24 protein-coding genes, 2 rRNA genes and 1 riboswitch are annotated in these 26,704 nt (G+C 42.8%); of the genes, 24 read left to right on the top strand and 2 right to left on the bottom strand.

The genetic code is table 11. The annotated features are described in order from the left end of the window. Together PH210_RS14545 and rrf are read left to right on the top strand one after the other, a co-directional pair. Positions 1 to 88, top strand: a 23S ribosomal RNA gene (locus PH210_RS14545); the annotation flags it as partial. Between the two features lie 76 nt (positions 89 to 164). After that, positions 165 to 281: ribosomal RNA gene (gene rrf, locus PH210_RS14540) — 5S ribosomal RNA — on the top strand. A gap of 176 nt (positions 282 to 457) precedes the next feature. Here the strand turns inward: rrf and PH210_RS14535 are convergent. Further along, positions 458 to 1,678 carry a TolB family protein gene (locus PH210_RS14535; RefSeq protein WP_289986433.1) on the bottom strand — a complete coding sequence of 407 codons (1,221 nt, stop codon included), beginning with the start codon at positions 1,676 to 1,678 and terminating at the stop codon, positions 458 to 460. Positions 1,679 to 1,756: 78 nt separating this feature from the next. Here PH210_RS14535 and PH210_RS14530 point away from each other — a divergent pair, with 78 nt between their 5' ends. The 15 genes from PH210_RS14530 (at position 1,757) to purD (ending at position 16,407) form a co-directional block, all read left to right on the top strand. After that, positions 1,757 to 2,617 (top strand): mechanosensitive ion channel family protein, encoded by an 861-nt coding sequence (locus PH210_RS14530; RefSeq protein WP_289986441.1) that lies wholly within the window; start codon positions 1,757 to 1,759, stop codon positions 2,615 to 2,617. Between the two features lie 57 nt (positions 2,618 to 2,674). Next, positions 2,675 to 3,217, top strand: coding sequence for a DUF2179 domain-containing protein (locus PH210_RS14525; protein WP_289986432.1), 543 nt, complete (start codon positions 2,675 to 2,677; stop codon positions 3,215 to 3,217). Beyond that, positions 3,214 to 3,411, top strand: coding sequence for an NETI motif-containing protein (locus tag PH210_RS14520; RefSeq protein WP_289986431.1), 198 nt, complete (start codon positions 3,214 to 3,216; stop codon positions 3,409 to 3,411). Before PH210_RS14525 ends, PH210_RS14520 begins: the two co-directional genes overlap by 4 nt. Before the next feature lie 94 nt (positions 3,412 to 3,505). After that, a riboswitch (purine riboswitch) is annotated at positions 3,506 to 3,607 on the top strand. A gap of 128 nt (positions 3,608 to 3,735) precedes the next feature. Further along, positions 3,736 to 4,224: a 5-(carboxyamino)imidazole ribonucleotide mutase gene (gene purE, locus PH210_RS14515; RefSeq protein ID WP_289986430.1), complete on the top strand. Its 489-nt coding sequence runs from the start codon at positions 3,736 to 3,738 to the stop codon at positions 4,222 to 4,224. Continuing rightward, positions 4,217 to 5,365 (top strand): 5-(carboxyamino)imidazole ribonucleotide synthase, encoded by a 1,149-nt coding sequence (purK, locus tag PH210_RS14510; protein ID WP_289986428.1) that lies wholly within the window; start codon positions 4,217 to 4,219, stop codon positions 5,363 to 5,365. Before purE ends, purK begins: the two co-directional genes overlap by 8 nt. 3 nt (positions 5,366 to 5,368) lie before the next feature. Then, positions 5,369 to 6,664 carry an adenylosuccinate lyase gene (gene purB, locus PH210_RS14505; RefSeq protein WP_289986427.1) on the top strand — a complete coding sequence of 432 codons (1,296 nt, stop codon included), beginning with the start codon at positions 5,369 to 5,371 and terminating at the stop codon, positions 6,662 to 6,664. A 77-nt stretch (positions 6,665 to 6,741) separates the two neighbouring features. Then, positions 6,742 to 7,455: a phosphoribosylaminoimidazolesuccinocarboxamide synthase gene (gene purC, locus PH210_RS14500; protein WP_289986426.1), complete on the top strand. Its 714-nt coding sequence runs from the start codon at positions 6,742 to 6,744 to the stop codon at positions 7,453 to 7,455. Beyond that, on the top strand, positions 7,448 to 7,702 hold the full coding sequence (gene purS, locus PH210_RS14495) for a phosphoribosylformylglycinamidine synthase subunit PurS (protein WP_289986425.1): 255 nt from the start codon (positions 7,448 to 7,450) through the stop codon (positions 7,700 to 7,702). The genes purC and purS overlap by 8 nt, the downstream gene beginning before the upstream one ends. Next, entirely contained in the window at positions 7,699 to 8,382 is a 684-nt protein-coding gene (gene purQ / locus PH210_RS14490; RefSeq protein WP_289986424.1) for a phosphoribosylformylglycinamidine synthase subunit PurQ, read from the top strand. The genes purS and purQ overlap by 4 nt, the downstream gene beginning before the upstream one ends. Beyond that, the gene (purL, locus tag PH210_RS14485; protein WP_289986422.1) at positions 8,366 to 10,591 is read left to right on the top strand and encodes a phosphoribosylformylglycinamidine synthase subunit PurL; all 2,226 of its coding nucleotides are present in this window, start codon (positions 8,366 to 8,368) and stop codon (positions 10,589 to 10,591) included. The genes purQ and purL overlap by 17 nt, the downstream gene beginning before the upstream one ends. Further along, positions 10,567 to 11,973 (top strand): amidophosphoribosyltransferase, encoded by a 1,407-nt coding sequence (gene purF / locus PH210_RS14480; protein WP_289986421.1) that lies wholly within the window; start codon positions 10,567 to 10,569, stop codon positions 11,971 to 11,973. Before purL ends, purF begins: the two co-directional genes overlap by 25 nt. 6 nt (positions 11,974 to 11,979) lie before the next feature. Beyond that, the gene (gene purM, locus PH210_RS14475) at positions 11,980 to 13,014 is read left to right on the top strand and encodes a phosphoribosylformylglycinamidine cyclo-ligase (RefSeq protein WP_289986419.1); all 1,035 of its coding nucleotides are present in this window, start codon (positions 11,980 to 11,982) and stop codon (positions 13,012 to 13,014) included. Next, the gene (purN, locus tag PH210_RS14470; protein WP_289986418.1) at positions 13,011 to 13,613 is read left to right on the top strand and encodes a phosphoribosylglycinamide formyltransferase; all 603 of its coding nucleotides are present in this window, start codon (positions 13,011 to 13,013) and stop codon (positions 13,611 to 13,613) included. Before purM ends, purN begins: the two co-directional genes overlap by 4 nt. Further along, positions 13,588 to 15,126, top strand: a complete 1,539-nt coding sequence (gene purH, locus PH210_RS14465) for a bifunctional phosphoribosylaminoimidazolecarboxamide formyltransferase/IMP cyclohydrolase (protein ID WP_289986417.1) — start codon at positions 13,588 to 13,590, stop codon at positions 15,124 to 15,126. The genes purN and purH overlap by 26 nt, the downstream gene beginning before the upstream one ends. A gap of 12 nt (positions 15,127 to 15,138) precedes the next feature. Beyond that, entirely contained in the window at positions 15,139 to 16,407 is a 1,269-nt protein-coding gene (purD, locus tag PH210_RS14460; RefSeq protein ID WP_289986416.1) for a phosphoribosylamine--glycine ligase, read from the top strand. A 56-nt stretch (positions 16,408 to 16,463) separates the two neighbouring features. On the opposite strand, the gene PH210_RS14455 is transcribed toward purD, so the two are convergent. Next, the gene (locus tag PH210_RS14455) at positions 16,464 to 16,748 is read right to left on the bottom strand and encodes a YgaP family membrane protein (RefSeq protein WP_289986415.1); all 285 of its coding nucleotides are present in this window, start codon (positions 16,746 to 16,748) and stop codon (positions 16,464 to 16,466) included. A gap of 166 nt (positions 16,749 to 16,914) precedes the next feature. Here PH210_RS14455 and PH210_RS14450 point away from each other — a divergent pair, with 166 nt between their 5' ends. The 7 genes from PH210_RS14450 (at position 16,915) to PH210_RS14420 (ending at position 26,676) form a co-directional block, all read left to right on the top strand. Next, a complete protein-coding gene (locus PH210_RS14450; protein WP_289986413.1) occupies positions 16,915 to 18,660 on the top strand; it encodes an adenine deaminase C-terminal domain-containing protein in 1,746 nt (581 codons plus the stop codon). A 71-nt stretch (positions 18,661 to 18,731) separates the two neighbouring features. Continuing rightward, positions 18,732 to 19,781 carry a DUF3048 domain-containing protein gene (locus PH210_RS14445; protein ID WP_289986410.1) on the top strand — a complete coding sequence of 350 codons (1,050 nt, stop codon included), beginning with the start codon at positions 18,732 to 18,734 and terminating at the stop codon, positions 19,779 to 19,781. Between the two features lie 18 nt (positions 19,782 to 19,799). After that, entirely contained in the window at positions 19,800 to 20,114 is a 315-nt protein-coding gene (locus PH210_RS14440) for a YerC/YecD family TrpR-related protein (RefSeq protein ID WP_289986409.1), read from the top strand. A 331-nt stretch (positions 20,115 to 20,445) separates the two neighbouring features. Further along, entirely contained in the window at positions 20,446 to 21,129 is a 684-nt protein-coding gene (gene pcrB / locus PH210_RS14435; RefSeq protein ID WP_289986407.1) for a heptaprenylglyceryl phosphate synthase, read from the top strand. A gap of 70 nt (positions 21,130 to 21,199) precedes the next feature. Continuing rightward, the gene (gene pcrA / locus PH210_RS14430; protein ID WP_289986406.1) at positions 21,200 to 23,461 is read left to right on the top strand and encodes a DNA helicase PcrA; all 2,262 of its coding nucleotides are present in this window, start codon (positions 21,200 to 21,202) and stop codon (positions 23,459 to 23,461) included. Positions 23,462 to 23,491: 30 nt separating this feature from the next. Continuing rightward, positions 23,492 to 25,498: an NAD-dependent DNA ligase LigA gene (gene ligA / locus PH210_RS14425; RefSeq protein ID WP_289986405.1), complete on the top strand. Its 2,007-nt coding sequence runs from the start codon at positions 23,492 to 23,494 to the stop codon at positions 25,496 to 25,498. Positions 25,499 to 25,515: 17 nt separating this feature from the next. Continuing rightward, a complete protein-coding gene (locus PH210_RS14420) occupies positions 25,516 to 26,676 on the top strand; it encodes a CamS family sex pheromone protein (RefSeq protein ID WP_289986403.1) in 1,161 nt (386 codons plus the stop codon). Positions 26,677 to 26,704 lie beyond the last annotated feature (28 nt).

Below are 26,704 nucleotides of genomic sequence, written 5' to 3'. Positions count from 1 at the left end.
CTGAAAGATGATCAGGTTGATAGGTCAGAGGTGGAAGCGCGGTGACGTGTGGAGCTGACTGATACTAATCGTTCGAGGACTTAACCAAGTCATTAAGGTGAACTCGTTTTTACACTACTTCTTCTGCATTATCTAGTTTTGAGGGAATGAACCCTTAATAATAGTCTGGTAATTATGGCGAGAAGGTCACACCCGTTCCCATACCGAACACGGAAGTTAAGCTTCTCAGCGCCGATGGTAGTTGGGGCACGCGCCCCTGTGAGAGTAGGACGTTGCCAGGCACAAGAACAGGACAATCCGCGAGGGTTGTCTTTTTATTTTAGGATCAAACTTTTATTCAAAAATGAAAGCTGAACTTATTGAAGACACGGGCAGTGGAAAAATGGAAGTTTAAGTCCACAATAAGCCTTATTGAGGACACGGCCACTCGAAAAATAGAAGACCGAGTCCGCAATATCTAACTTCTCTTAACGCCAAAGTCCTGGTATAAATCCAAAACCTCATCCCAATGCCACTTCTCGTAATACCAGGTTCCTAAAGTAATATCACTAATCCATACTTCCTCTCCCGCATTCCGAGAAACAAATACATTAGCCTTTTCCCTATCCGTCCTAACCCAAATAAGAGAACGGTTCACAAACTCCGGTGCAAAGTCGCCTTCCTTTTTAGAAGGAAAGGTCACTTGCACTTGATTTTTAGAAACTTCAAATATACTCGGCAATGGCCGTTCACTAACGTCCACTAAATCACTTTCCCTTGAACGTGAAGCATACAAAATCTCATTATTCTTCCAAGCAAAGTCCCGATCAGCAAATCCCTTTGGAGTATAAACTACACCATGAAATTCGGGCACACTAACCGTCTTTAATTGCTTATTCTTCAATGCCTCTCTGCCTGCTCCGCTTATATATCCAAGAGTATTTTTAGCAGGTCCCCACTGAAACCATTCTTCATAGTTTAACATTTCATCAACTCTTTTAAAGATCTTTCCATCAGAGGATAAAATGCAGAGCATGTTACCATCAGCAGATAAGGAAGCTGTTGGCACCATTAAAAAACTAAACCACTTATAATCATGAGACCATTTAAACTGACTTGTACTAATATAGAGCTCATTTTCCTCAACAGGCACTGTATAAAAGTGCTTTGTCAACGGCTTATGCCGCCCTAATAAAACCTTAGATAATAGGATATTAGAATTGGGCTTTTCGCTTTCCTTTGAAGAGGTAAGTAACCCTTTTCCATCCGGCAGCCAAGAAAAATTTTCAATATTCACGGCTACTTGATTACCCAGAAAAGACGAACCTGTATTTAAAACAAATAAATCTTTCCCCTTAAGAAAACCAATTTTATTTTCCCGAGGAGACCATTGAAAGTCTCTGGTAATATTCGATTTTACTTTAAAGTGTTTGTTTATTTTAATATTGTGAAGCCACAGCTCGCCGTTATCGGGAGAATCCCCGCGCTTTAGGTAAGCAATCCAGTGACCATCAAACGACCACTTTGGATACCTTACATAAGCTCCGGCAGTTATTCTCTTTTCTCTATCACCAATTTTAATCCAAAGGTCATCCCCCCGAATGAAAGCAGCCTTTAAAGAGTTTTCAGCATATACAGGTGAATTAAACGAAATGATCGAAAAAACCAGAAGCAAAATTAGAAGAACTTTTTTAAGCATAAAAATTACCCCCATTTTATTCATTTAGTATGCCCTCAATGGTAAAGACTAAAGATGAACGGAATGGAAGAAGGTGTCATGATGGACAGGCTCGATTTTCTGCATCAGTATAAATTAACTAGCATTGTACTAGCGATTGTTATTGCATGGCTAATTGTTTTTATCATAAATAAAGTGATTCATAATTTTTTTCAAAAAACGAATTTTCTTGAGGAACGGAAAGAGCAAACGCTTGAAAGCATGATTCGTTCCTTCACCAAATACACGGCAACTCTAACAGTCATATTTTTTGCGATATCGCAATATGTGAATAATTTTGGCAGAGTATTGGCTGGGGCCGGGATTGTCGGGGTTATCGTCGGGTTTGGGGCACAAAGCTTGATAAAGGATATTTTGTCAGGAATTTTTTTAATTTATGAAAAGCAGCTTCACAAAGGTGATTTTATTACCGTCAATAATACCTTCAATGGGACAGTCGAAGAGATTGGCCTGCGCTTTTTAAAGGTCAGGGAGTGGAGCGGCAAGCTGCTGACGATCAGCAATGGGGAAGTAAAGCAGATCCAAAACTATAATATTGACCAAATGCGTGTTATTGAAAGAGTAGTGGTGAGTTATCGCGAAGATCCATCCAAGGTACTGGAGATCCTGAAAATTGCTTGTGAAAAAATAAATGAATCAAACGGGCCCTGTTTAAAAAAGGATTCCTCCGATTGTGTTGTCGAGCCGTTTCAATTTTATGGGATGACGTCAATTAACGCTAACTTTAGAGGGATAGAATATACGATTACCGGCCTTGTGGACGATACTTTATATTGGGATGCTGCCAAAGAAGCTAGACGGATCATTGCTCAAACTCTGTATGATTATAAGATCCAGCTTGCAGAAGATACGATGGCAGTAAAATCCCTAGTTGCTAAAGAATCTTTACAAAGGGACTGACCGTTTATAAATTATGTGCTAAAGTATAGTGTGTAAAAAGCAAGGGGGGACATCTTAGTGTTGGAAAATAGTTTACTTATGGTTGCCATTATCCTCGTGATTAATATTGTTTATGTTTCTTTTTTTACAATAAGGATGATTCTGACCTTAAAGGGCCAGCGTTACTTAGCTGCGTTTCTAAGTATGATTGAGGTGGTTATATATGTACTGGGACTCGGCCTTGTCTTAAATAATCTGAATGAAATCCAAAACCTGATTGCCTATGCGGTTGGATATGGCATTGGTGTCATTGTTGGGATGAAAATTGAAGAGAAACTGGCATTGGGGTATATTACTGTTAATGTCATTACAAAGGAATATGATAAAGATTTGCCTAGAATTTTGAGAGAAAAAGGGTATGGTGTGACAAACTGGGAAGCCAATGGTCTCGAGGGAGATCGCATGGCGATGCAAATCCTTACCCCTAGAAAATTTGAATTAAAGCTATATGATACGATTAAAAGCTTGGATCCGAAAGCATTCATAATCTCGTATGAACCAAAATCGATTCACGGCGGGTTCTGGGTGAAATCTGTGAAAAGAGGGAAATTGTTTTCATGAGTAAAAAGAAGATGCAATTTGAAGTGCAGGAAAATGAAAGTATTGAGGAATGCCTGAAGAGAATTAAGCAGCAAGGATACTTTCCTGTCCGGAGAACAGAAAAACCCATTTTTCAAGAAGTAAAAAAAGGAAATGAGACGATTTATGAGCCAATAGGCCGTCAAATAGTCTTTGAAGCGAAAATAATAGAGTAAAACACGAACGTTATAGAGTAATTCAAAAATAACGTTCGATTTATTGGTTGACAGCCTGAAGGTTGCTTGGTAAGATAAAGGCAGATAATCTAACAAAACAACTTATCTTTACCCTCGTATATCCATGGGAATATGGCCCATAAGTTTCTACCCAATAACCGTAAATTATTGGACTATGAGGGAAAGTCAATATGTTCGGCACACAAAATGGGGCTAGTACTTCCGTTTTGTTGACCTTAAATGCTCATGCCCGGACAAATGGCTTTCTCTTCTAGAGATGCCATTTGTGCCGGGTTTTTATTTTGAATCAATGGGGGAATCGGAATGGAAAAGCGCGTCGGTGTCATCATGGGAAGCAAGTCAGATTGGGAAACGATGAAGAACGCTTGCGAAATATTAGATCAATTAGAGATTCCGTATGAAAAAAAGGTTGTTTCAGCCCATCGAACACCTGATTTGATGTTTACATATGCCGAAGAGGCTAGAGAAAGAGGATTAAAGGTAATCATAGCCGGTGCAGGAGGGGCAGCTCATCTGCCTGGTATGGTGGCAGCAAAAACCACGCTGCCGGTTATCGGAGTGCCGGTTCAATCAAAAGCCTTAAATGGCTTAGATTCCTTGCTATCAATCGTGCAAATGCCGGGCGGTGTTCCTGTGGCAACCGTGGCCATTGGAAAAGCCGGTGCTGTAAATGCCGGGTTACTGGCTGCACAAATATTAGCAACAGAAGACGTAGAACTTGTTAATAGATTAGAAGCTAGACGTGGGGCTATGAAACTAGAAGCACTAGAAAGTAGTGATCAAATTGTCTAATAAAACCATTTTACCTGGAGCTACCATAGGAATTATCGGCGGAGGACAGCTTGGCAGAATGATGGCATTGTCCGCCAGAGCACAAGGCTTCAGGATTGCCGTTTTAGAGCCTTCCGAAGACTCTCCTTGCGGCCAAGTGGCGGATTTTGAAATCATCGGGGCTTACAATGACCGTGAGGCAATCAGCAAACTAGCCGAGGTCAGCGATGTGATTACTTACGAATTTGAAAATATTGATGCAGAAACATTAGAGTGGATTTGTGAGAAGGCTTATGTCCCGCAAGGTCCAAAGCTCTTAACGATAACGCAGGATCGAATCAAAGAAAAAGCAGCCATACGGGAAGCTGGAGTTGAGGTTGCCCCTTATGAGGTCATCAACAGCCTTGAAGATCTTTTTTCAAACATAAAACAGATGGGTTACCCAGCTGTATTGAAAACGGCTCGAGGCGGCTATGATGGCAAAGGACAACTTGTTTTGAAAAGTGATAAGGATTTACAAAAAGCAGATGCACTCATTAACCATGGAGCGTGTGTACTAGAAAAATGGATTCCTTTTGAAAAAGAAATCTCCGTAATTGTGACGAGGAAACTGGATGGTGAGACTGCATTTTTTCCAGTAGCAGAAAATATTCATCATGAAAATATTTTGCATACAACGATTGCTCCGGCAAGAATATCAGGAAATTTACGAGGCCGTGCTATTGAAAAGGCTAAGCTAATCGCTGATTCCATCGGATTGGTCGGTACACTGGCCGTTGAGATGTTTGTGACGGAGGAAGGAACCATTTACATTAATGAGCTGGCTCCAAGACCTCATAATTCCGGACATTACACGATTGAAGCCTGTGAGACGTCACAGTTTGAACAGCATATACGCGCCATCTGTAATTGGCCGTTAGGAAGTACAGAGCTATTAAAACCGGCCGTAATGGTCAATCTATTAGGAGAGCATCTTGAAGAATTATATCAAGAGATTCCGGCAATGACAGACTGGAAGGTTCATTTATACGGCAAAAAGGAACCAAAATTGAAAAGGAAAATGGGGCATGTTACCATTTTACGAGATGACGTTTCAGCGGCACTTTCAGAAATAAAGGAAAGCAGCATCTGGCGCACAGCAAAAGAACTGATCGGAGGATAAAACATGATTGATCGTTATACTAGACCTGAAATGGGAGCTATTTGGACAGAGGAAAATCGCTTTAATGCCTGGCTGGAGGTTGAAATCCTCGCATGTGAAGCATGGTCCGAGCTTGGAGACATACCAAAGGAAGATGTAAAGAAGTTACGTGAAAATGCTTCTTTCAATATTGAACGTATTAATGAAATCGAAAAAGACACAAGACACGACGTTGTAGCCTTTACTCGCGCTGTTTCCGAAACATTAGGCGAGGAACGCAAGTGGGTGCATTACGGCTTAACTTCTACAGACGTCGTCGATACCGCATTATCGTATGTCTTAAAGCAGGCAAATGCAATTTTACAAAAAGATCTTGAAAACTTTATTGAGATTCTAAAAAACAAAGCACAGGAACATAAATACACGGTCATGATGGGGCGGACGCACGGTGTACACGCGGAACCGACGACATTTGGCTTAAAGCTTGCACTTTGGTATGAAGAGATGAAGCGCAACTTAGAACGGTTTAAGCAGGCTGCACAAGGAATTGAGTTTGGCAAAATTTCCGGCGCTGTAGGTACTTATGCCAATATCGACCCGTTCGTGGAACAGTATGTGTGTGAAAAGTTAGGGCTGCAAAGAGCGCCAATCTCAACTCAAACCCTGCAGCGCGATCGTCATGCTCACTACATGTCAACCATCGCACTAATTGCAACGTCAATTGAAAAATTTGCCGTTGAAGTTCGCGGACTGCAAAAAAGTGAAACGCGTGAGGTTGAGGAGTTTTTTGCAAAAGGACAAAAGGGCTCATCGGCCATGCCGCATAAACGCAATCCGATTGGTTCAGAAAATATGACGGGAATTGCCCGCGTGATTCGCGGCTACATGCTGACCGCTTATGAAAATGTACCGCTTTGGCATGAACGCGATATTTCCCATTCATCAGCAGAAAGAATTATTTTGCCAGATGCCACCATCGGCTTGAATTATATGCTGAACCGTTTCGGAAATATTGTGAAAAACTTGACGGTCTATCCAGAAAACATGAAACGCAACATGGATCGTACGCTGGGATTGATTTACTCACAGCGCGTGCTGCTGGCCTTGATTGACAAGGGATTATCCCGTGAGGAAGCATATGACACGGTGCAGCCAAAAGCGATGGAAGCGTGGGAGAAGCAAGTTCCTTTCCGCGGCTTGGTTGAAGCAGAAGACAAAATTACTTCCTTGCTATCACCAGCCGAAATTGCGGATTGCTTTGATTATAGCTACCATCTCCAACATGTTGATACAATTTTTGATCGATTAGGATTGAACTAAAAAAATAGAGGGGCATGGATCGTGCCTCTCTTTATATTGAAGTTTCCCAATATTGCGAACACAAGGAGTGATCCATAATGAGTGAACTACTATACGAGGGCAAAGCAAAACGAATTTACGCAACCAACGATGAACAAGTTGTTTTAGTCGAATACAAGAACTCCGCTACAGCTTTTAACGGGCAAAAGAAGGCAGACATCAATGGCAAAGGCCGTTTAAATAACGAGATTACGAGTTTGCTATTTTTAAAGCTTAAAGAACATGGAATCGACTCACATTTTATCCAAAAGACTTCTGAAACCGAGCAGCTGGTGAAAAGAGTCACCATCATCCCGCTCGAAGTGGTCGTTCGCAATGTGGCTGCAGGAAGCTTATCCAAAAGATTAGGAATCGAAGAGGGTCAGCAGCTAAATGCAACACTTGTAGAGTTCTATCTCAAAAATGACGAGCTTGGCGACCCGCTCGTAACAGTTGATCACATTCTTGAACTAAAAGCAGCAACAACAGATGAACTCAAAGTATTAAAAGAAAAAGCACTTCAAATTAATACAGTTTTATCAAGCTTTTTTAAAGAACTAGGGATTCGCCTTATTGATTTCAAACTTGAGTTTGGGAAAGACAGTGAGGGCCAAATCCTGCTAGCTGATGAAATTTCTCCTGACACTTGCAGATTGTGGGATCAAGAGACAAATGAAAAGCTCGATAAGGATGTATTCCGCCGCGATTTAGGAAGTTTAACAGAAGCCTATGAAAATATCTTAACAAGACTTGGAGGACGTCAGCATGTATAAAGTAAAGGTGTTTGTCACATTAAGAGAAAGTGTCTTAGATCCGCAAGGGAAAGCAGTTACACATTCCTTAAATTCCTTAAACTATAACGAAGTAAAAGACGTCCGCATCGGAAAATATATGGAATTGACTTTAGAAAAATCAGAACGTGATATTCATGCGGTAATCAATGAAATTTGCACAAGTTTACTAGCCAATCCGGTTATCGAGGATTACCGATATGAAGTAGAGGAGTGTGTCGCACAGTGAAGTTTGCGGTCATCGTCTTTCCGGGATCCAATTGTGATGTCGACATGTACCATGCCATCAAAGATGAGCTTGGTGAAGAGGTCGAATATGTGTGGCATGATACTGAGAGCTTAGAAGGATTTGACGGAATTCTTCTTCCTGGCGGCTTTTCCTATGGAGACTACCTCCGCACGGGCGCAATAGCCCGCTTCAGCAAGGTCATGAAGGAAGTAGTCAAAGCGGCTGAAGCAGGCAAGCCTGTTCTCGGCGTGTGCAACGGTTTTCAAATTCTGCTGGAAGCAGGCTTGCTTCCAGGGGCTATGCGCCGCAACGAAAGCCTTTCGTTTATTTGTAAACCAGTGGAATTAAAGGTAGAAACCAATCAATCGATTTTTACTTCCGCATATGAAGAAGGGCAGACGATCACGATCCCTGTTGCCCATGGCGAAGGAAATTATTACTGTGATGAAGAAACACTGGCAAACTTAAAGACGAATAACCAAATCGTCTTTACTTATAAGCAAAATCCAAACGGTAGTTTAGAAGATATAGCGGGAATCACCAACGAAAAAGGAAACGTTCTTGGCATGATGCCGCACCCTGAAAGGGCTGTAGATGAACTTTTGGGCGGAGCAGACGGATTAAAGTTATTTCAATCAATTGTAAAGTCATGGAGGGAAGCAAATGTTGTTAAAGCTTGAGCCAAATCCAGAACAAGTAAAAGCAGAGAAATTATATCAGCAAATGGGTTTGTCCGATGAGGAATTTACAATGATTGAAAACATCCTTGGCCGGACGCCAAATTATACGGAAACAGGCTTGTTTTCGGTCATGTGGTCCGAGCACTGCAGCTACAAAAACTCCAAGCCTGTCCTTAGAAAGTTTCCGGTAACAGGGGAGAAAGTCCTTCAAGGCCCTGGAGAGGGTGCGGGAATTGTTGACATTGGCGACAGCCAGGCGGTCGTATTCAAAATTGAAAGCCACAACCATCCATCCGCTATTGAGCCGTATCAGGGCGCAGCTACTGGTGTTGGCGGCATCATCCGCGATGTATTTTCAATGGGTGCCCGACCTATTGCTCTATTAAACTCACTTCGTTTCGGTGAACTTGATACAGCACGGGTCCGCTACCTATTTAAAGAGGTTGTCGCTGGAATTGCCGGTTATGGAAACTGTATCGGAATTCCAACTGTTGGCGGCGAAATCCAATTTGACCCGTGCTATGAAGGGAACCCGCTTGTCAATGCGATGTGTGTGGGTCTCATCGATCATAAGGATATTAAAAAAGGCCAGGCGCACGGAGAAGGTAATACAGTCATGTATGTTGGCGCCAAAACGGGCCGTGATGGTATTCACGGTGCAACCTTTGCTTCTGAAGAATTAACAGAAAACTCAAATGAAGATCGTCCGGCGGTTCAGGTCGGCGATCCGTTTATGGAAAAGCTGCTTTTAGAAGCCTGCCTTGAGTTAATTCATTTTGATGCCCTTGTCGGCATTCAGGATATGGGAGCAGCCGGTCTTACCAGCTCTTCAGCGGAAATGGCGAGCAAGGCCGGAATGGGAATCGAAATGAATCTTGACCTGGTTCCGCAGCGTGAAACGGGAATGACAGCCTATGAAATGATGCTGTCTGAATCACAGGAACGGATGCTGATTGTTGTTAAAAAAGGAAGAGAACAAGAGATTAAGGACCTTTTCGATAAATATGATTTAGAAGCAGTTGCCATCGGTAAGGTTACAGGGGATAAAAAGCTGCGCTTAATCCATCAAGGTGAAATCGTTGCCGATGTACCGGTAGATGCCTTGGCGGAAGATGCTCCGGTTTATCAAAAGCCATCACAGGAGCCGGCTTATTTCCAAGAGTTTCAAGCGATGGAGAATGAAATTCCGCAAGTTGCGGATTTGAAAGAAACTTTATTAAAGATCCTTAGCCAGCCTACCGTTGCCAGCAAAGAATGGGTATATGAGCAATATGATCACATGGTTCGTACCAATACAGTTGTAGCGCCAGGGTCAGATGCTTCTGTAGTCAGAATTCGCGGCACCCGCAAGGCCTTAGCAATGACAACCGATTGCAATTCCCGTTATGTGTACTTAGACCCGGAAACCGGCGGGAAAATTGCCGTAGCCGAAGCAGCAAGGAATATTGTCTGCTCTGGTGCAGAACCATTAGCGATTACTGACAACCTTAACTTTGGCAGTCCGGAAAAACCGGAAGTATTTTGGCAGATCGAAAAGGCAGCCGATGGAATCAGTGAAGCCTGCCGCGTCCTTGGAACACCTGTCATTGGCGGAAACGTATCCCTCTATAATGAAACAAGCGGGACTGCGATTTACCCAACACCAGTAATTGGGATGGTAGGACTTGTTACGGATTTAGACCATATTACGACGCAGCACTTTAAAAATACTGGCGACCTTATTTACCTTCTAGGGGAAACAAAAGAAGAATTCGGTGGCAGCGAATTACAAAAGCTAGTTCACGGCAAAGTTTTTGGCAAAGCACCAGCATTAAATACAACCTTAGAAAAAGAAAGACAAAATCAAGTTCTGGCTGCGATTCGTGCTGGGGTGGTTCAGTCTGCCCATGACCTATCAGAAGGCGGTCTAGCAGTAGCATTAACTGAATCCTTATTTAACGGAAAGGGACTTGGTGCGGAAGTGAAAATTGCCGGCAATCCAGTTTCTGCCCTATTCAGTGAAACACAATCACGCTTTTTATTATCAGTGAAAAAAGAACATCAAGTGGAGTTTGAAAGTTTAGTTGAAGCTCAATTGATTGGCGAAGTAAATCTTTCAGGAACAGTCAAAGTCAATTCGGATAGCGAAACAGTACTTGAGAGTACAGTAGAAGAATTAAAAGCTGCCTGGAAAGGAGCGATCCCATGCTTGCTGAAATCAAGGGATTAAACGAAGAGTGTGGTGTCTTTGGTGTTTGGGGTCATCCGGATGCCGCCCAACTTACTTATTATGGGCTTCACAGCCTTCAGCACCGCGGCCAGGAAGGGACGGGTATTGTTGTCTCTGATGGCAAAACCTTAAAAGGGGTTAAGGGCGAAGGGCTTGTAACGGAGATTTTTACATCAGATGCGATGAAAGAATTAACTGGCACAGCAGCCATTGGCCATGTTCGTTATGCGACAGCAGGGGGCGGCGGTTACGAAAACGTCCAGCCCCTCCTGTTCCATTCACAAAGCGGCAGCCTGGCGCTTGCACACAATGGCAACCTTGTTAATGCGAATTCTTTAAAACATCAGCTTGAGACTCAAGGAAGTATTTTTCAAACAAGCTCGGATACAGAGGTATTGGCACATTTAATCAGAAGAAGCGGCTTTGCCCATATGAATGACCGCGTGAAAAATGCCCTTTCAATGTTGAAAGGTGCGTATGCCTATTTAATTATGACAGAAACCGAGTTAATGGTGGCACTTGATCCTCATGGACTAAGACCGCTTTCACTAGGGTGCCTCGGCGATGCTTATGTTGTGGCTTCAGAAACCTGTGCCTTCGATGTAGTCGGAGCTGAATACATCCGTGATATCATGCCTGGAGAGTTACTGATCATTAATGAGAAGGGGCTGACTTCCGAACGATTTGCAGTCAGCTCAACTAAAGCCATTTGCATGATGGAATATGTTTATTTTTCAAGACCGGATAGTAATATCCAGGGGATCAATGTTCATACAGCCCGTAAAAACATGGGGAAAAGACTGGCGGTAGAAGCGCCGATTGATGCTGATGTTGTTACAGGCGTTCCTGATTCCAGTATTTCAGCAGCCATCGGATATGCTGAAGCAGCCGGCATTCCTTATGAAATGGGCTTAATTAAAAATAAATATGTTGGCAGGACGTTTATCCAGCCTTCACAAGCCTTGCGTGAACAGGGTGTTAAAATGAAGCTTTCTGCTGTCCGTGGTGTCGTGGAAGGAAAACGTGTTGTCATGGTGGATGACTCGATTGTACGCGGTACGACGAGCCGGAGAATTGTCACACTACTTAAAGAAGCAGGAGCGACTGAGGTACATGTGGTAATCAGCTCGCCTCCAATTAAAAACCCTTGTTTTTATGGCATAGATACGGCAACAAGGGAAGAATTAATTGCTTCCGATAAATCGGTTGAGGATATCAGGGAACTGATTGGGGCCGATTCATTAACCTTTTTAAGCTTAGATGGTATGGTTAAAGCGCTTGGGCAGGACGGTAACGGTGGTTTTTGTCTTGGATGCTTTACTGGAAATTATCCGACAGAAATATATCCTGATACACTTCAGTACTATTATCAAAGGGGCTGACGACTTTTGGCAAATGCATATACACAAGCGGGAGTAAATATCGAAGCAGGCTATGAAGCCGTTGATCGGATGAAAAAGCATGTTCAAAGAACAGCAAGAAACGGTGTACTGGGCAGTCTCGGCGGTTTTGGCGGTATGTTTGATCTTTCTGCGCTAAATTTGAAAGAACCAGTACTGGTGTCAGGCACAGATGGAGTCGGCACGAAACTGAAGATTGCTTTTATGATGGATCAGCACGATACGATTGGTATCGATGCGGTGGCCATGTGTGTGAATGATATTGTCGTGCAAGGTGCAGAACCATTATACTTCCTCGATTATATCGCTTGCGGAAAAGCTGTTCCTGAAAAAATCGAGGCCATAGTAAAAGGAATCGCGGACGGCTGTGAGCAGGCTGGCTGTGCACTGATCGGCGGGGAAACGGCGGAAATGCCGGGGCTTTATCGTGAGGACGAATATGACCTGGCTGGATTTACAGTCGGTGCATGTGAAAAGTCGAAGTTAATCAACGGCGAAGCGATCAAGCCTGGCGATGTACTGATCGGGCTCGCTTCCAGCGGGATCCACAGCAATGGCTATTCACTTGTCAGAAAAGTGTTCAACAATTGGTCCTTAATTGAATTCGTTGACGAACTCGGGTGCACATTAGGGGAAGAATTATTAAAACCAACGAAAATTTATGTAAAGCCGATTTTGTCTGCGCTTGAAAAGTTTAACCTAAAAGGGATGGCCCATATTACGGGTGGCGGATTTATCGAGAACATTCCAAGAATGCTGCCTGCCGGCCTAGGTGCGGAGTTGGATGAAAAACACTGGCAGATCCCGAATATCTTCAAATTGATTTCTGAGGTTGGACAAATCGATTATAAAGAGATGTATAATATTTTTAACATGGGAATTGGCATGGTCGTTGCGGTGGATCAAGACAATGCGGCGGAACTTGTGGAATATTTCCGTCAATGTGGTGAAACAGCTTATGAAATCGGCGTCGTGACCGATCAAGAAGGAATAAACATTAAAGGTTTAGGTGGCCGTCGATGAAGAAAATCGCCGTGTTTGCATCAGGAAGCGGAAGCAATTTTCAAACGATCGTTGAGGCTGTTCAATCCGGTGTGCTTACAGCAAACCTGGCCCTTTTGATTTGTGATAAGCCAGGTGCTTACGTCCTCGAAAGAGCAAAAGCATCCGGGATACCTTGTTTTGTTTTTAATCCAAAAGACTATCCTGGCAAGGAAAACTATGAAAAAGACATATCTGTACTGCTGAAGGAAAATAAAGTGGATTTGATTGTGCTTGCCGGGTATATGCGTCTGATTGGACCGACCTTATTAAAAGAGTATGAGGGGCGAATCGTGAACATTCACCCTTCCCTTCTTCCAGACTTTCCAGGTAAAGATGCGATAGGCCAGGCGTTAGCAGCGAAAGCAAAATGGAGCGGCGTAACCATTCATTTTGTCGATGCTGGCATGGATACAGGCCCGATCATTGTCAGGGAACGAGTGCGAATTGAGGAAAACGAGACAAGAGAAAGTTTAACCACGAAGATTCAGGCGATTGAGCATAAGCTATATCCATCGATTCTACAAATGCTTATTACACAAGGAGAGGTTCTATATGCAGAAAAAGCGCGCGCTAATTAGTGTATCTGACAAAAGTGGAGTTAGCGAATTTGCTAGAGAATTAGATCGTTTAGGCTTTGAAATCATCTCAACCGGCGGGACAAAGAAAATGCTTCAGGAGCAGGGGATTCCCGTATTCGGTGTCAGTGATGTAACCGGGTTTCCAGAAATCTTAGAAGGCCGTGTTAAAACATTAAATCCGTATATTCATGGCGGTTTGCTTGCAAAGCATGATGAGAAGGACCATCAAAAACAGCTTGATGAGCATGGCATTACGCCAATCCAGCTTGTTTGCGTGAATCTCTATCCATTCCAGCAAACGATTGAAAAGCCGGATGTAACGGTGGCTGATGCGATTGAGAATATTGATATCGGCGGACCGACGATGCTCCGCGCTTCTGCTAAAAATCATCAATATGTCACTGTAGTTGTAGATCCTGCTGATTATGAAAAGGTTCTGACTGAATTAAAAGCAGATGGTTCAACGAAGCTTGAAACCAGGAGAAAGCTTGCGGCAAAAGTATTCCGCCATACAGCTGCCTATGATGCTTTAATCGCAGAATATATGACCGATCTTGCTCAGGAAGAAACTCCTGAAAAATTGACGGTTACATATGAATTGAAGCAGACATTAAGGTACGGAGAAAATCCGCATCAACAAGCTGCTTTTTATAAAAAGCCATTAGGCTCCACTTTCTCGATTGCAAATGCGGAACAGATTCATGGCAAAGAGCTTTCTTATAATAATATCAATGATGCCGATGCTGCACTGCAAATTGTTAAAGAATTTACAAATCCTGCAGCCGTTGCAGTTAAGCACATGAATCCGTGCGGTGTTGGAACAGGGAAGACGGGTTTTGAGGCGTTTGAAAAAGCGTTCGCAGCGGACCCGGTATCGATTTTCGGAGGAATCATTGCATTTAATCGTGAAGTTGATGGACAGACAGCTGGGAAACTTCATGAGATTTTCTTAGAAATTATCATTGCTCCTTCATTCACTAAAGAAGCCTTAGAAATTTTAACAGCAAAAAAGAATTTACGATTATTAACGATTCCGTTCGAGCAAGCACCAAAGGCAGAAATGAAGATGACAACGATCGAAGGCGGATTACTTGTCCAAGAGCAGGATCGCTTCACACTAGAGAATGCCGAAATTTCGATCCCAACTAAAAGACAGCCGACACAAGCGGAATGGTCAGCATTGAAGCTTGGCTGGAAGGTAGTAAAACATGTGAAATCAAATGCCATCGTTGTTTCAAGTGAAGACATGACACTTGGAATTGGTGCCGGTCAAATGAACCGTGTGGGCTCAGCAGAGATTGCGCTGAAACAGGCAGGCGCTAAAGCCGAAGGTGCCGCACTTGCCTCCGATGCGTTTTTCCCAATGGATGATACTGTGGAAGCAGCTGCGAAAGCAGGAATTACCGCTATTATTCAGCCTGGCGGATCTATTCGCGACGCTGATTCCATCAAAAAAGCAGACGAATACGGAATTGCAATGGTATTTACAGGAGTAAGACATTTTAAACATTAAGGGGGAGACATGGTGAAGGTTCTAATCATTGGCCGCGGCGGAAGAGAGCATGCCATTTGTCGTAAAGTAAGTGAAAGCCCGCTTGTAGAAAAAGTGTATGCAGCTCCTGGTAATGACGGCATGGTTGATGCGGCGGAGCTTGTTGCAATAGACGAAACGAACAGCGAGCAGCTCCTTCAATTTGCGAAGGAAGAGAACGTGGGCCTAACGATTATCGGCCCTGAAGTTCCGCTGTTGGAAGGTTTAGCGGATAAGTTTGAAGCAGCAGGCTTAAAGGTGTTTGGACCTCGTCAAGCCGCTGCCGAAATTGAAGGAAGCAAATCGTTTGCGAAGGAATTAATGAAGAAATACCAGATTCCTACAGCTGATTACGCAGTTTTTACCTCTATTGAGGATGCGCGTCAGTATGTTGAGGAAAAAGGAGCACCGATTGTCATTAAAGCCGACGGCTTAGCGGCCGGTAAAGGTGTAACGGTGGCAATGAGCAAAGAGGAAGCTTTAGCAAGCTTGGAGGACATGCTGGTTGGGGCGAAATTTGGGGCCGCATCCTCAAGAGTGGTCATTGAAGAATTTTTAAGCGGGGAAGAGTTTTCGTTAATGGCCCTTGTGAACGGAGAAGTGGTCATTCCGCTTGAGATTGCCCAGGACCATAAGCGGGCTTTTGATGGCGACCAGGGTCCGAATACTGGCGGCATGGGCGCTTACTCACCTGTTCCACAGATTAGCACGGATATGGTTCAAACCGCAGTAGAAACAGTTCTTCGCCCTGCAGCCAAAGCGATGGTTAAGGAAGGCAGAAGCTTTTGCGGGATTTTGTATGCAGGATTAATCGCAACTGCTGAGGGTCCAAAGGTGATAGAATTTAACGCGCGCTTCGGAGATCCGGAGACACAGGTGATTTTACCGAGATTGTCGTCGGATTTAGTGGCTGTAATCCTAGAACTTCTAGATGGCGGTGTTCCAGTCCTTGAATGGGACTCCCAGTCCATGGTCGGTGTGGTGGTCGCTTCGAAGGGGTATCCTGAAGAATATCAAAAGGGTGCCGTGCTACATGGATTAGGTGAATTTGATAAAAATGTCTTCACCTTCCATGCGGGAACGCGGAAAAACGATGCAGGGGACTTCACTACAGCTGGAGGCAGGGTTCTTTTAGTAGGAGCAAAGGCTGAAAATTTAGTAGAAGCGCAGAAAAAGGTTTATGCTGAACTTGAAAAATTAAATTGTGACGGTGTATTTTATCGAAAAGATATCGGCTCAAAGGCTATTGAGCAAGTTTTTTGAGTTGTACATCCCTACAATTAAAGGGCTGACCCATTCGCGGTCAGCCCCTTTTGATTTCAGGTTGGATTATATGGAACCTCTATACCTTCCATCCCATCCATAGAATCCGTCGAACGATTGTGTTCCTCAATCATTCCCTGGCATTTCTCACATAGCGCTGTTATCGGACAATAACGGACAATTCCTTCAGCAACCTTCATCGCTCCGCATAATGCCACAAACAAATAGGAATCCCGCCACGGGTGCTTCACCAATTTAGAGGTACTCCAAGCAAGAATGGTTAGGCCCATCGTAATCCGGATTAATGCGTTTAATATGCCAATATTTGGTCTGATATTCATTTTGTTCACTCCTTCACAACATTTTTACAATATTTATCATTTCTTTACTGCTTTAAATTGTAAAGTATGATAGTATAGTATCTAAAGAAATTTTGTAAGGGCTTTCTTTACTGATAAATCAAGATTTTATTATATAGATAGTTTTTTTAAAAGGGAGGGATTTTGTATGCTGGAACAACGCTACCGCTGGAAAAATAAACACTTACGCATGCATGTGTCCGTTTTGGATGGGAAAACGTCGCCCACCATATTATTGAAAAATGCTTTGTTTTTAAATCAGACGTTTCGCAAATGGATGCGTGCTAATATTTGGATTTACGAAGATCGGATTGTATATGTTGGCGAGAATCTGCCGGAAAATGTGAAAAACTGTGAAATCATTGATTGTACGGACAAAATACTTGTACCAGGATACATTGAACCACATGCTCACCCATTTAATTTATATAATCCCCATACATTTGCTGCCTATGCATCACAGTTTGGGACTACGACGTTAATTAATGACAATATGGCCTTGATATTAAATATGAAAAAAAGGGAAGCGTTTTCATTACTGAAGGACCTTCGTTCGATTCCAACAACGATGTTTTGGTGGTGCCGTTTTGATTCGCAAACCGAAGTTTTGCATGAAGAAGAAATTTTTTCACACAGTAATATTAAATCCTGGCTTGAGCATGATGCTGTCCTTCAGGGCGGAGAGCTGACCGGGTGGCCGAAGCTGCTTGATGGCGATGACATGATGCTGCATTGGATTCAAGAAGCAAAACGGATGCGCAAGCAAATCGAAGGGCATTTTCCCGGTGCTTCTGAAAAAACATTAGCAAAAATGATGCTTTTAGGCGCTGATTGTGACCATGAAGCGATGACAGGTGAGGAGGTTTACAGCCGTCTGATGCAGGGATATATGGTATCGCTCAGGTATTCCTCTCTTCGCCCAGATCTGCCGCAAATATTGGATGACATGAAACGATTAGGCATCGAGGCATATGATAGATTGATATTTAATACGGATGGTTCTTCATCGAGTTTTTACGAACAAGGACTCAACGATCAAATGATTCGGATTGCGATTGAAAAGGGAGTTCCCGTAATTGATGCCTATAATATGGCAACTGTAAATATCGCCAGATACTACAATATTGATCATTTACATGGTAATATTGCTACTGGCCGTGTTGCCAATATTAACTTTTTATCAGGTATTGAAAATCCAACACCTGTTTCCGTTCTTGCTAAAGGGAAATGGGTAAAACGAGATGGTGTGAAGGTAGAAGACGCTTATCCTTCCATCAATTGGGCTCCATATGGATTAAAGCCAATGGAACTGGATTGGGAATTAACGATGGATGATTTGCAATACTCGATGCCTTTTGGAGTGAAAATGGAGAATTCCGTTATCACAAAACCTTATTCGATCGCGATTGATGTTTCCAGTGATGAACTGCCAGCCAATCATGATGAATGTTTCTTTACTTTAATTGACCGGCAAGGAAAATGGCGGATTAATACTATCTTAAAAGGCTTTGCAACCAAGCTTTCTGCTTTAGCAAGCTCGTTTTCGAATACAGGAGATATTATTTTAATAGGAAAAAATAAACAAGATATGATTCATGCTTTTAATAGAATGAAAGAGCAGGGCGGCGGGATAGTAGTGATGGAGAACGCCGAGATTGTCTGCGAGCTGCCGCTGCCGTTAAGCGGAATCATGTCTGAAGCCTCGGTAGAAGAATTAATAATTCAGGAAAAAAGATTATTTGAAGAGCTGGCGGCCAGAGGTTATTCTTTTTCCGATCCGATGTATAGTTTATTGTTCTTTTCGTCTACTCATTTACCATACATTCGTGTTACACAGCAAGGAATGTATGATGTCATGAATAAAACAGTTCTATTTCCTTCGATAATGCGCTAAACTGTAATTAGGTAAAGGGTTAAAGTGTGAAAGTATCTAACATCAAGAATGGAATTCGGGGTGTTGCATAGATGAAAAAATGGGCTGTTGCCATGGCAGCTGTCCTTTTACTGTTCTCTGGCTGCAGTAACAAGGAAAAGGTTAAGGAGCCGGAAAAAAAGCACGAAGTGGTTGACAAAGTGGTGGAAAAAGAGGGACAGAAGCAAGAGGACCCTTATTTTTTCCCGCTGACTGGTATCAGGTCTAAAGCAGCTGTCGATGGTCGAGCTGTAGCGGTAATGGTTAATAATCATCCAAAAGCAAGACCGCAGTCAGGGTTGAACAAAGCTGATGTGGTCTATGAAGTGCTGGCAGAGGGGGATATCACCCGCTTCCTTGCCGTTTTTCAAAGTGAAAAGCCGACGAATATCGGTCCTGTCCGGAGTGCAAGGGATTATTATATCGAACTGGCTAAAGGACTAAACGCACTCTATATTGCCCACGGCTGGAGTGAGGAAGCAAAGGAAATGCTTGAGGGAAATTATATCGATAATTTGAACGGAATGGTCTATGATGGGACCCTATTTAAACGATCAAGCACGCGGAAAGCACCTCATAACTCTTATATTACCTATGACAATATTTTAAAGGGCGCCGAACAAAAACATTACTCTATGGAAAAAAGTCCACCTGCTTTTAAATTCTATACAGAGGAAGAAAGCAAAAATATTACAGGAAATGATGCCAAGTCCGTCATGATTACCTACTCCAAAAGTGCGATTTCTGATTCAACCTACGAGTATGACAGTACACTAGGCAAATATAAGCGTTTCTCAGGCGGAGAGCAAACTGTTGATTTAGACACGAAAGAACCTGTTCTTCTCGATAATATTTTTATCATTGAAGCCGTTCATCAAGTAATTGATTCGTATGGACGCCGGGATATTGATCTGAAATCTGGCGGAAAAGGTTATTTGCTTCAAAAGGGGAAAGTAACTGAGGTAGAATGGAAGAATAAGAACGGTTTAATTGTTCCTATGAAGGATGGGGAAGAGATTCGTTTAGTACCGGGAAAAACGTGGGTCAATGTTGTTCCAACCAACCCTGGACTACAAAAAAGTGTTTCATTTAATGTAAATTAATTAAAAGGGGTTAAGTATATGCAAATAAATAAATTAAGGGGAAAAGAACTCGATCAATTATTTAAAGCAGTGCTTTCATTAAAGGATTTAGAAGAATGCTACCGTTTCTTTGATGATTTGTGCACGATCAATGAAATTCAGTCTCTTGCCCAGCGGTTAGATGTAGCTAGAATGCTCCGTGAAGGAAATACGTACCACAAAATTGAAACCGAAACGGGCGCAAGTACCGCTACGATTTCACGGGTAAAACGCTGCTTGAATTTTGGCAATGATACGTATGAAATGGTTTTGGAACGGATTAAAGAAGAAAACAGCAAAGTGGAAGAAGTATAAACAAACCGAAGGGACTCCTTCGGTTTTTCTTTTTGTCCAGCTTCAGCGCATAGGGGCTCGCAGGTCTACAGCCAATCCGTCGAGAAGGTTAAAAAGCAACCTTCCCGCCGGCTCGTCTTATGTTTGTCGCCCCTAGGAAAAAATGAACTGCTTTTTTCCCTGGGCACTAAAGATGCTACTTAGAATAATCATCGCAGGAACAAGCTCTGCTTGTTCCGAAGGCGCTTCCGCTTTTCTATTTGGATTTTATTTCTTACATGGTTTTATTTTTTAAACGATTCCTCTAATGCTATAATGGTGAAATGGACTTATGTAATGGAGGAATCCTTTAATGTATGATTTTCGCGAGTGGCGCCACGTGTTTAAACTCGATCCAAATAAAGAAATTTCAGACGACCAGTTAGAAAAAATATGTGAATCAGGCACCGATGCCGTGATGGTCGGCGGAACAGATGGAGTGACCCTTGAAAATGTCCTTGATTTAATGGCAAGAATCAGAAGGTATACCGTTCCGTGCGTCTTGGAAGTTTCCAGCATTGAAACTGTAACACCGGGTTTTGATCTGTATTTTATCCCAACAATCTTAAATAGCAGCGATACGAAGTGGATTACAGGGCTTCATCATCAGGCTGTAAAGGAATTTGGCGAAATCATGGACTGGGAAGAAATCGTCATGGAGGGCTATTGCATTTTGAATGAAGACTGCAAAGCGGCCCAACTAACCGCGTCTAATTCCAGCGTAACCAACGAAGATGTAAAGGCCTATGCGATGATGGCAGAAAAAATGTTTCAGCTGCCGATTTTTTATCTTGAATACAGCGGCAAATATGGAAATGTGGATCTCGTAGCAGACGTGAAAAAGGTTCTTGAAAAAACAACTCTTTTTTATGGGGGCGGCATTTCTACAAAGGAACAGGCGGAAGAAATGGCCAAGCATGCCGATGTGATTGTCATTGGCAACGCTCTTTATGATAACTTTGAAAAAGCCTTAGAAACGGTTAAAAGTACTCGATAGAAATTTGCACTTGAATGCAAGGAACGATAAAATAAAAATAAGAACAAATGTTTGTTATGGTGGTGGAATCATGCAATATTTAACGGATAAGCTTTTGAATGGCCTGAATCCAGAGCAGCAAAGTGCCGTAAAAGCAACGGATGGACCGCTTTTATTAATGGCAGGGGCAGGCAGTGGAAAAACGAGAGTATTAACGCATCGCATTGCGTACCTAATAGTAGAAAAACGAGTAAACCCATATAACATTTTAGCAATTACCTTTACTAACAAAGCTGCACGCGAAATGAAAGAAAGAATTGGGAAAATGATGGGCGGAGCAGCGGAAGAAATCTGGATTTCGACCTTTCACTCGATGTGCGTACGTATTTTACGCAGGGATATCGACCGGATGGGCTTTAACCGCAATTTTACAATTCTTGACACAACTGATCAGCAATCAGTCATTAAAGGGATTCTTAAAGAAAAAAATCTTGACCCGAAGAAGTTTGACCCGAGGGCGCTATTAGGCGCGATTAGTTCTGCAAAAAATGAGCTGATTGACCCAGAGGAATTTGCGAAAACGGCGGGCGGATTCTTTGAACAAACCGTAAGTGAGGTCTACACAGAATACCAAAAGCGGCTGCGCAAAAATCAGGCACTTGATTTTGATGACCTGATTATGACAACGATTCAGTTATTTCAAAGGATTCCAGAGGTGCTTGAATATTATCAGCGAAAGTTCCAATACATCCATGTCGATGAGTATCAGGATACCAATAGAGCCCAATATATGCTCGTAAAAATGCTCGCGATGCGCTTCAAAAACCTATGTGTCGTCGGGGACTCTGATCAGTCCATTTACCGCTGGCGCGGGGCGGATATTGCCAATATCCTTTCCTTTGAAAAAGATTACCCGAACGCTTCCGTCATCCTGCTTGAGCAAAACTACCGCTCGACCAAAAGAATTCTCTTGGCGGCTAACAAGGTTATTGAAAATAACCTGAACCGAAAAGCGAAAAATCTTTGGACTGAAAACCCGGAAGGTAACAAAATTGTTTATTACCGTGCTGATAGTGAACAATCTGAGGCTCAATTCGTTGCAGGAAAAATAAAGGAACTAACCCGTGATGACAAAATTAAACTAACAGACATTGCCATTCTTTATCGTACAAACGCCCAGTCCCGTGTTATGGAGGAAGTGCTGCTCAAATCGAATATTGGATATTCGATTGTGGGCGGTACAAAATTCTATGACAGAAAAGAAATTAAAGACATGCTGGCATATTTGCGTTTGATTTCCAATCCGGATGATGATATCAGCCTGCAGCGGATTATCAATGTACCGAAAAGGGGAATTGGCTCAACCTCGTTTGATAAGATTGCTAATTTTGCAGCGATGCATGATATCTCCATCTATCAAGCACTCGATTCGATTGAATTGATTGGTGTAAGTCCTAAGATTACGAAAGCCGCAATTGAATTCCGCGACTTAATTCGCAATTATACAAATATGCAGGAGTTCTTATCCGTTACAGAGCTTGTTGAAGAGGTTCTTGATAAGACTGGTTACAAGGAAATGCTCAAAGCGGAAAAATCATTGGAAGCACAAAGCCGCTTAGAAAACCTTGAGGAATTATTATCTGTAACCAAAAACTTTGAAGATACAAACGAAGATAAGAGTCTGATTGCCTTTTTAACAGATTTAGCCTTGGTAGCCGACATTGATTCATTGGATGAAGATGGAGAAAAAGCGGATTCGATTACGCTAATGACACTGCACTCAGCTAAGGGCTTGGAATTTCCGGTTGTCTTCTTGATTGGCATGGAGGAAGGGGTATTTCCTCACAGCCGCTCGCTTATGGAAGAAGCAGAAATGGAAGAGGAACGCCGCCTTGCCTATGTGGGTATTACCCGTGCAGAGCAAAGCTTGTTCTTAACCAATGCCCAAATGAGAACCCTGTTCGGACGAACCAATATGAACCCAGCATCTAGATTTATCAGCGAAATTCCGGAGGACCTTTTAGAGGGTGTCGAACCAGAAAAACGTCAGGCTTCTCCTTTTGGCAGCTCAAGGTCATTCGGATCATCAGGCTCTTCATTTGGTGGCCGGGGAAGCACATTTGGCACCCCATCAGCACCACGGAAACCCGTCATGCGCCCAGTTTCAGCCTCTTCCGGCAGTGATGAACTTGGCTGGAAGGTCGGTGATAAAGCCGAGCATGGTAAATGGGGGATTGGGACGGTCGTAAGTGTAAAAGGCCAAGGCGAAGGGACGGAGCTTGATATCGCCTTCCCAAGTCCAGTGGGCATCAAGCGCTTGCTCGCCAAATTCGCACCAATTAAAAAAGCGTAAGATTCAAATGTTAATGAAAGGGCTGGGTATATGGACCTTCAAATCGCTGAACAAAAAATAAATGAACTTAGAACCCTATTAAATCAATATGGTTATGAATATTATGTTTTGGATGCGCCGACCGTCACAGATGCGAAATATGATCGGCTGATGCAGGAATTACTAGAACTTGAGGAAAAGTTTCCGGAGCTTAAAACACAAGATTCACCTACGGTGCGGGTGGGCGGAGCTGTGCTTGATGTATTTGAAAAAGTCGAGCACCGGACGCCGATGCTAAGCCTTGGGAATGCTTTTAATGAGCAGGACTTAAGAGATTTTGACCGCCGAATCCGCCAGGCAGTCGGCGATGATTTTTCCTATGTTTGTGAACTAAAGATTGACGGACTTGCTGTTTCTTTGAGATATGAAAATGGACTGTTTGTTCAAGGGGCAACCCGCGGGGATGGAACAATTGGCGAAGATATTACCTCGAATCTGAAAACCATCAAATCGATTCCACTCCGTTTGCGGGAAAATGTTTCACTAGAGGTACGCGGTGAAGCCTACATGCCAAAGCGTTCCTTTGAAGCCCTAAATCAGGTTCGTGAAGAGCGTGGCGAGGAGCTGTTTGCTAATCCTCGTAATGCCGCTGCCGGATCACTAAGACAGCTGGATCCGAAGATTGCTGCTTCGAGAAAACTGGACGTCTTTTTATACGGCATTGGCAATACCGGAGAAAGCGGCGTTATTTCGCATAGTGAAGGTCTTGATTACTTAGACCATCTTGGATTTAAAACGAATAAAGAAAGAAGAAAGTGCTTGCTGATTGATGATGTCGTTGATTTCGTCAATAGCTGGGTAGAAAAGCGGCCGGGTCTTCCATATGAAATCGACGGTATCGTCATAAAAGTCGATTCATTGGAGCAGCAAGCTGTACTCGGAACAACGGCTAAAAGCCCGCGTTGGGCAATTGCCTATAAGTTTCCGGCTGAGGAAGTGATTACAACGCTTTTGGATATCGAGTTAAGTGTTGGAAGAACAGGTGTCGTTACCCCAACAGCCATTCTAGAGCCGGTTAAAGTAGCAGGAACAACCGTTCAGCGTGCTTCCTTGCATAATGAAGATTTAATCCGTGAAAAAGATATTAAAATTGGCGATAAAGTTGTCGTGAAAAAAGCAGGCGATATCATTCCAGAGGTGGTCAATGTATTGGCTGACCAAAGGACTGGCAATGAAAGGGATTTCCACATGCCTACCCATTGCCCGGAATGTGAAAGCGACCTCGTCCGGCTTGAAGGGGAAGTGGCTCTTAGATGCATTAACCCGAAATGTCCAGCCCAAATTCGCGAAGGCTTGATCCATTTTGTCTCAAGAGATGCGATGAATATTGACGGGCTCGGCGAAAAGGTGATCAGCCAGCTTTTTGCTGAAAAGTTAATCAGTGATGTGGCTGATATTTATAAGCTTACCCGCGACCAGCTATTAGCACTTGAGCGAATGGGTGAAAAGTCTGTTTCAAATTTATTGAAGGCTATTGAGGCATCGAAAAGCAATTCCCTCGAAAAGCTGCTTTTTGGCTTGGGAATCCGTCATGTAGGAGCGAAGGCAGCCAAGACGTTAGCAATAAGCTTTGGCACTATGGATAAACTTTCATCTGCTGCGAAGGATGAATTAATCGCCATTAACGAAATCGGTGATAAAATGGCTGATTCGATTGTAGCCTTTTTTGAACAAGACGAGGCTTGTGAGCTTATCCAAGAATTAATCGCTGCTGGCGTCAATATGGAATACAAAGGAGCAAAACCTGTATCTGCTGAAGAATCGGATTCTATTTTTGCTGGAAAAACGGTTGTTTTAACCGGAAAGCTTGAGCAATTATCACGAAATGAAGCTAAGGAAAAAATTGAAGCGCTCGGCGGCAATGTGGCGGGCAGTGTCAGTAAGAAAACCCATCTCGTCATCGCGGGTGAGGATGCCGGCTCAAAGTTAGCCAAGGCGCAAGAACTGGGAATTGAAGTATGGGATGAGGAGAAGCTTTTAGTAGAATTAAATAAGTAGTAAGAGGTGTTATCGACGTGAGAAAGCTCTCATTGCTCGCTCTCTCCTTTGTTTTTTTGCTGAGTGCCTGTGCACCGAATTTTCAGAAGCAAAATGAAGCAGTTCAATCAAAGGAGAAAGTGAAAGGAAAGGCGATTATTCCTAAATATAATATTTCAGACAATTATTACAGGACCATCCTGCCATTTGAACCTGGGGAAGCGCGCGGGTTGGTCGTGAATAATATTAATACTCGCTATGACTTGAACGAATTTGAGACGGGACTAATGCGAATCGCCCAAAATAGTTTCAGCACAGATAAGTATTATTTTCGTGAAGGTCAGGAAATTAAAGGAAAGACGATACGGCTTTGGCTAAACCGTAAATTTACGGATCCACAATTAAAGGCTGAAAGCCTTAAAGCCTCAGAAAATATTGGGTTAAACCCTGTAGATACAGCTGTTGCTGGTGCTGAACCAACATCACCGGTTTATTTGGCTCATATTTTAGAACATGATTATTTAACGAAAGACGATAAGGGAAATGTGTCTCTTGGCGGTGTTTCGATTGGACTTGCCCTCAATTCCATTTACTACTATCAAACCGTAAAAGACGGTCCTGTTTATGAGAAAAAAATTGATTATGCTGAAATGGAAAGGGAAGGCAAGAAGATGGCTGAGGAAGTCGTTAAGCGGATGCGGGCGATGAAAAATTTAGCCGATGTACCGATTACGATTGGTTTATTTATGCAGCAGAGTAAATCTTCTGTTATCCCTGGCAGATATATTGCTTACTCAACCGTTGATAAAGGCAGCCAGACATTAAATGATTGGGAAAAAGGAAATGAAAAATATTATTTATTCCCTTCAACAGATGCCCAGGAAGATCACCGTGATGATGTGATTGCCTTCTTAAACTTTAAGCAGGATGTTGAAGAATATTTTCCTAATTTTAATGGTGTCATTGGCAAAGCGTTTTACGTTGGAGATCAACTCCAGGAATTAAATATTACTATTCCGATTCAATTTTATGGAAAAACGGAAGGAATTGGTTTTACCCAGTATCTGACAGGGTTGGTTATGGAGCACTTCCCTAAATATATCTCTGTTTCTGTAAGTATTACGTCGGTCGACGGGCCTGAAGCCTTAATTGTCCGCAAGGCAAACGAAAATGAGCCATTTGTTTATATTTACCAGTAAAGTCCGGCTATTTGTGCCGGTCTTTTTT

Origin of the sequence: Paenibacillus sp. BSR1-1 (assembly GCF_030403775.1) — a bacterium.
GTDB lineage: Bacteria > Bacillota > Bacilli > Bacillales > Cytobacillaceae > Neobacillus.
This window is presented reverse-complemented; position numbering and strand designations above follow the sequence as displayed.

Bases quoted from the DNA above. Each gene is read 5' to 3' on its own strand.
- PH210_RS14535 (WP_289986433.1), bottom strand. From the start codon at position 1,678: ATGCTTAAAAAAGTTCTTCTAATTTTGCTTCTGGTTTTTTCGATCATT.
- PH210_RS14530 (WP_289986441.1), top strand. From the start codon at position 1,757: ATGATGGACAGGCTCGATTTTCTGCATCAGTATAAATTAACTAGCATT.
- PH210_RS14520 (WP_289986431.1), top strand. From the start codon at position 3,214: ATGAGTAAAAAGAAGATGCAATTTGAAGTGCAGGAAAATGAAAGTATT.
- purE (WP_289986430.1), top strand. From the start codon at position 3,736: ATGGAAAAGCGCGTCGGTGTCATCATGGGAAGCAAGTCAGATTGGGAA.
- purB (WP_289986427.1), top strand. From the start codon at position 5,369: ATGATTGATCGTTATACTAGACCTGAAATGGGAGCTATTTGGACAGAG.
- purC (WP_289986426.1), top strand. From the start codon at position 6,742: ATGAGTGAACTACTATACGAGGGCAAAGCAAAACGAATTTACGCAACC.
- purS (WP_289986425.1), top strand. From the start codon at position 7,448: ATGTATAAAGTAAAGGTGTTTGTCACATTAAGAGAAAGTGTCTTAGAT.
- purL (WP_289986422.1), top strand. From the start codon at position 8,366: ATGTTGTTAAAGCTTGAGCCAAATCCAGAACAAGTAAAAGCAGAGAAA.
- purF (WP_289986421.1), top strand. From the start codon at position 10,567: ATGCTTGCTGAAATCAAGGGATTAAACGAAGAGTGTGGTGTCTTTGGT.
- purN (WP_289986418.1), top strand. From the start codon at position 13,011: ATGAAGAAAATCGCCGTGTTTGCATCAGGAAGCGGAAGCAATTTTCAA.
- purH (WP_289986417.1), top strand. From the start codon at position 13,588: ATGCAGAAAAAGCGCGCGCTAATTAGTGTATCTGACAAAAGTGGAGTT.
- PH210_RS14455 (WP_289986415.1), bottom strand. From the start codon at position 16,748: ATGAATATCAGACCAAATATTGGCATATTAAACGCATTAATCCGGATT.
- PH210_RS14450 (WP_289986413.1), top strand. From the start codon at position 16,915: ATGCTGGAACAACGCTACCGCTGGAAAAATAAACACTTACGCATGCAT.
- PH210_RS14445 (WP_289986410.1), top strand. From the start codon at position 18,732: ATGAAAAAATGGGCTGTTGCCATGGCAGCTGTCCTTTTACTGTTCTCT.
- PH210_RS14440 (WP_289986409.1), top strand. From the start codon at position 19,800: ATGCAAATAAATAAATTAAGGGGAAAAGAACTCGATCAATTATTTAAA.
- pcrB (WP_289986407.1), top strand. From the start codon at position 20,446: ATGTATGATTTTCGCGAGTGGCGCCACGTGTTTAAACTCGATCCAAAT.
- pcrA (WP_289986406.1), top strand. From the start codon at position 21,200: ATGCAATATTTAACGGATAAGCTTTTGAATGGCCTGAATCCAGAGCAG.
- ligA (WP_289986405.1), top strand. From the start codon at position 23,492: ATGGACCTTCAAATCGCTGAACAAAAAATAAATGAACTTAGAACCCTA.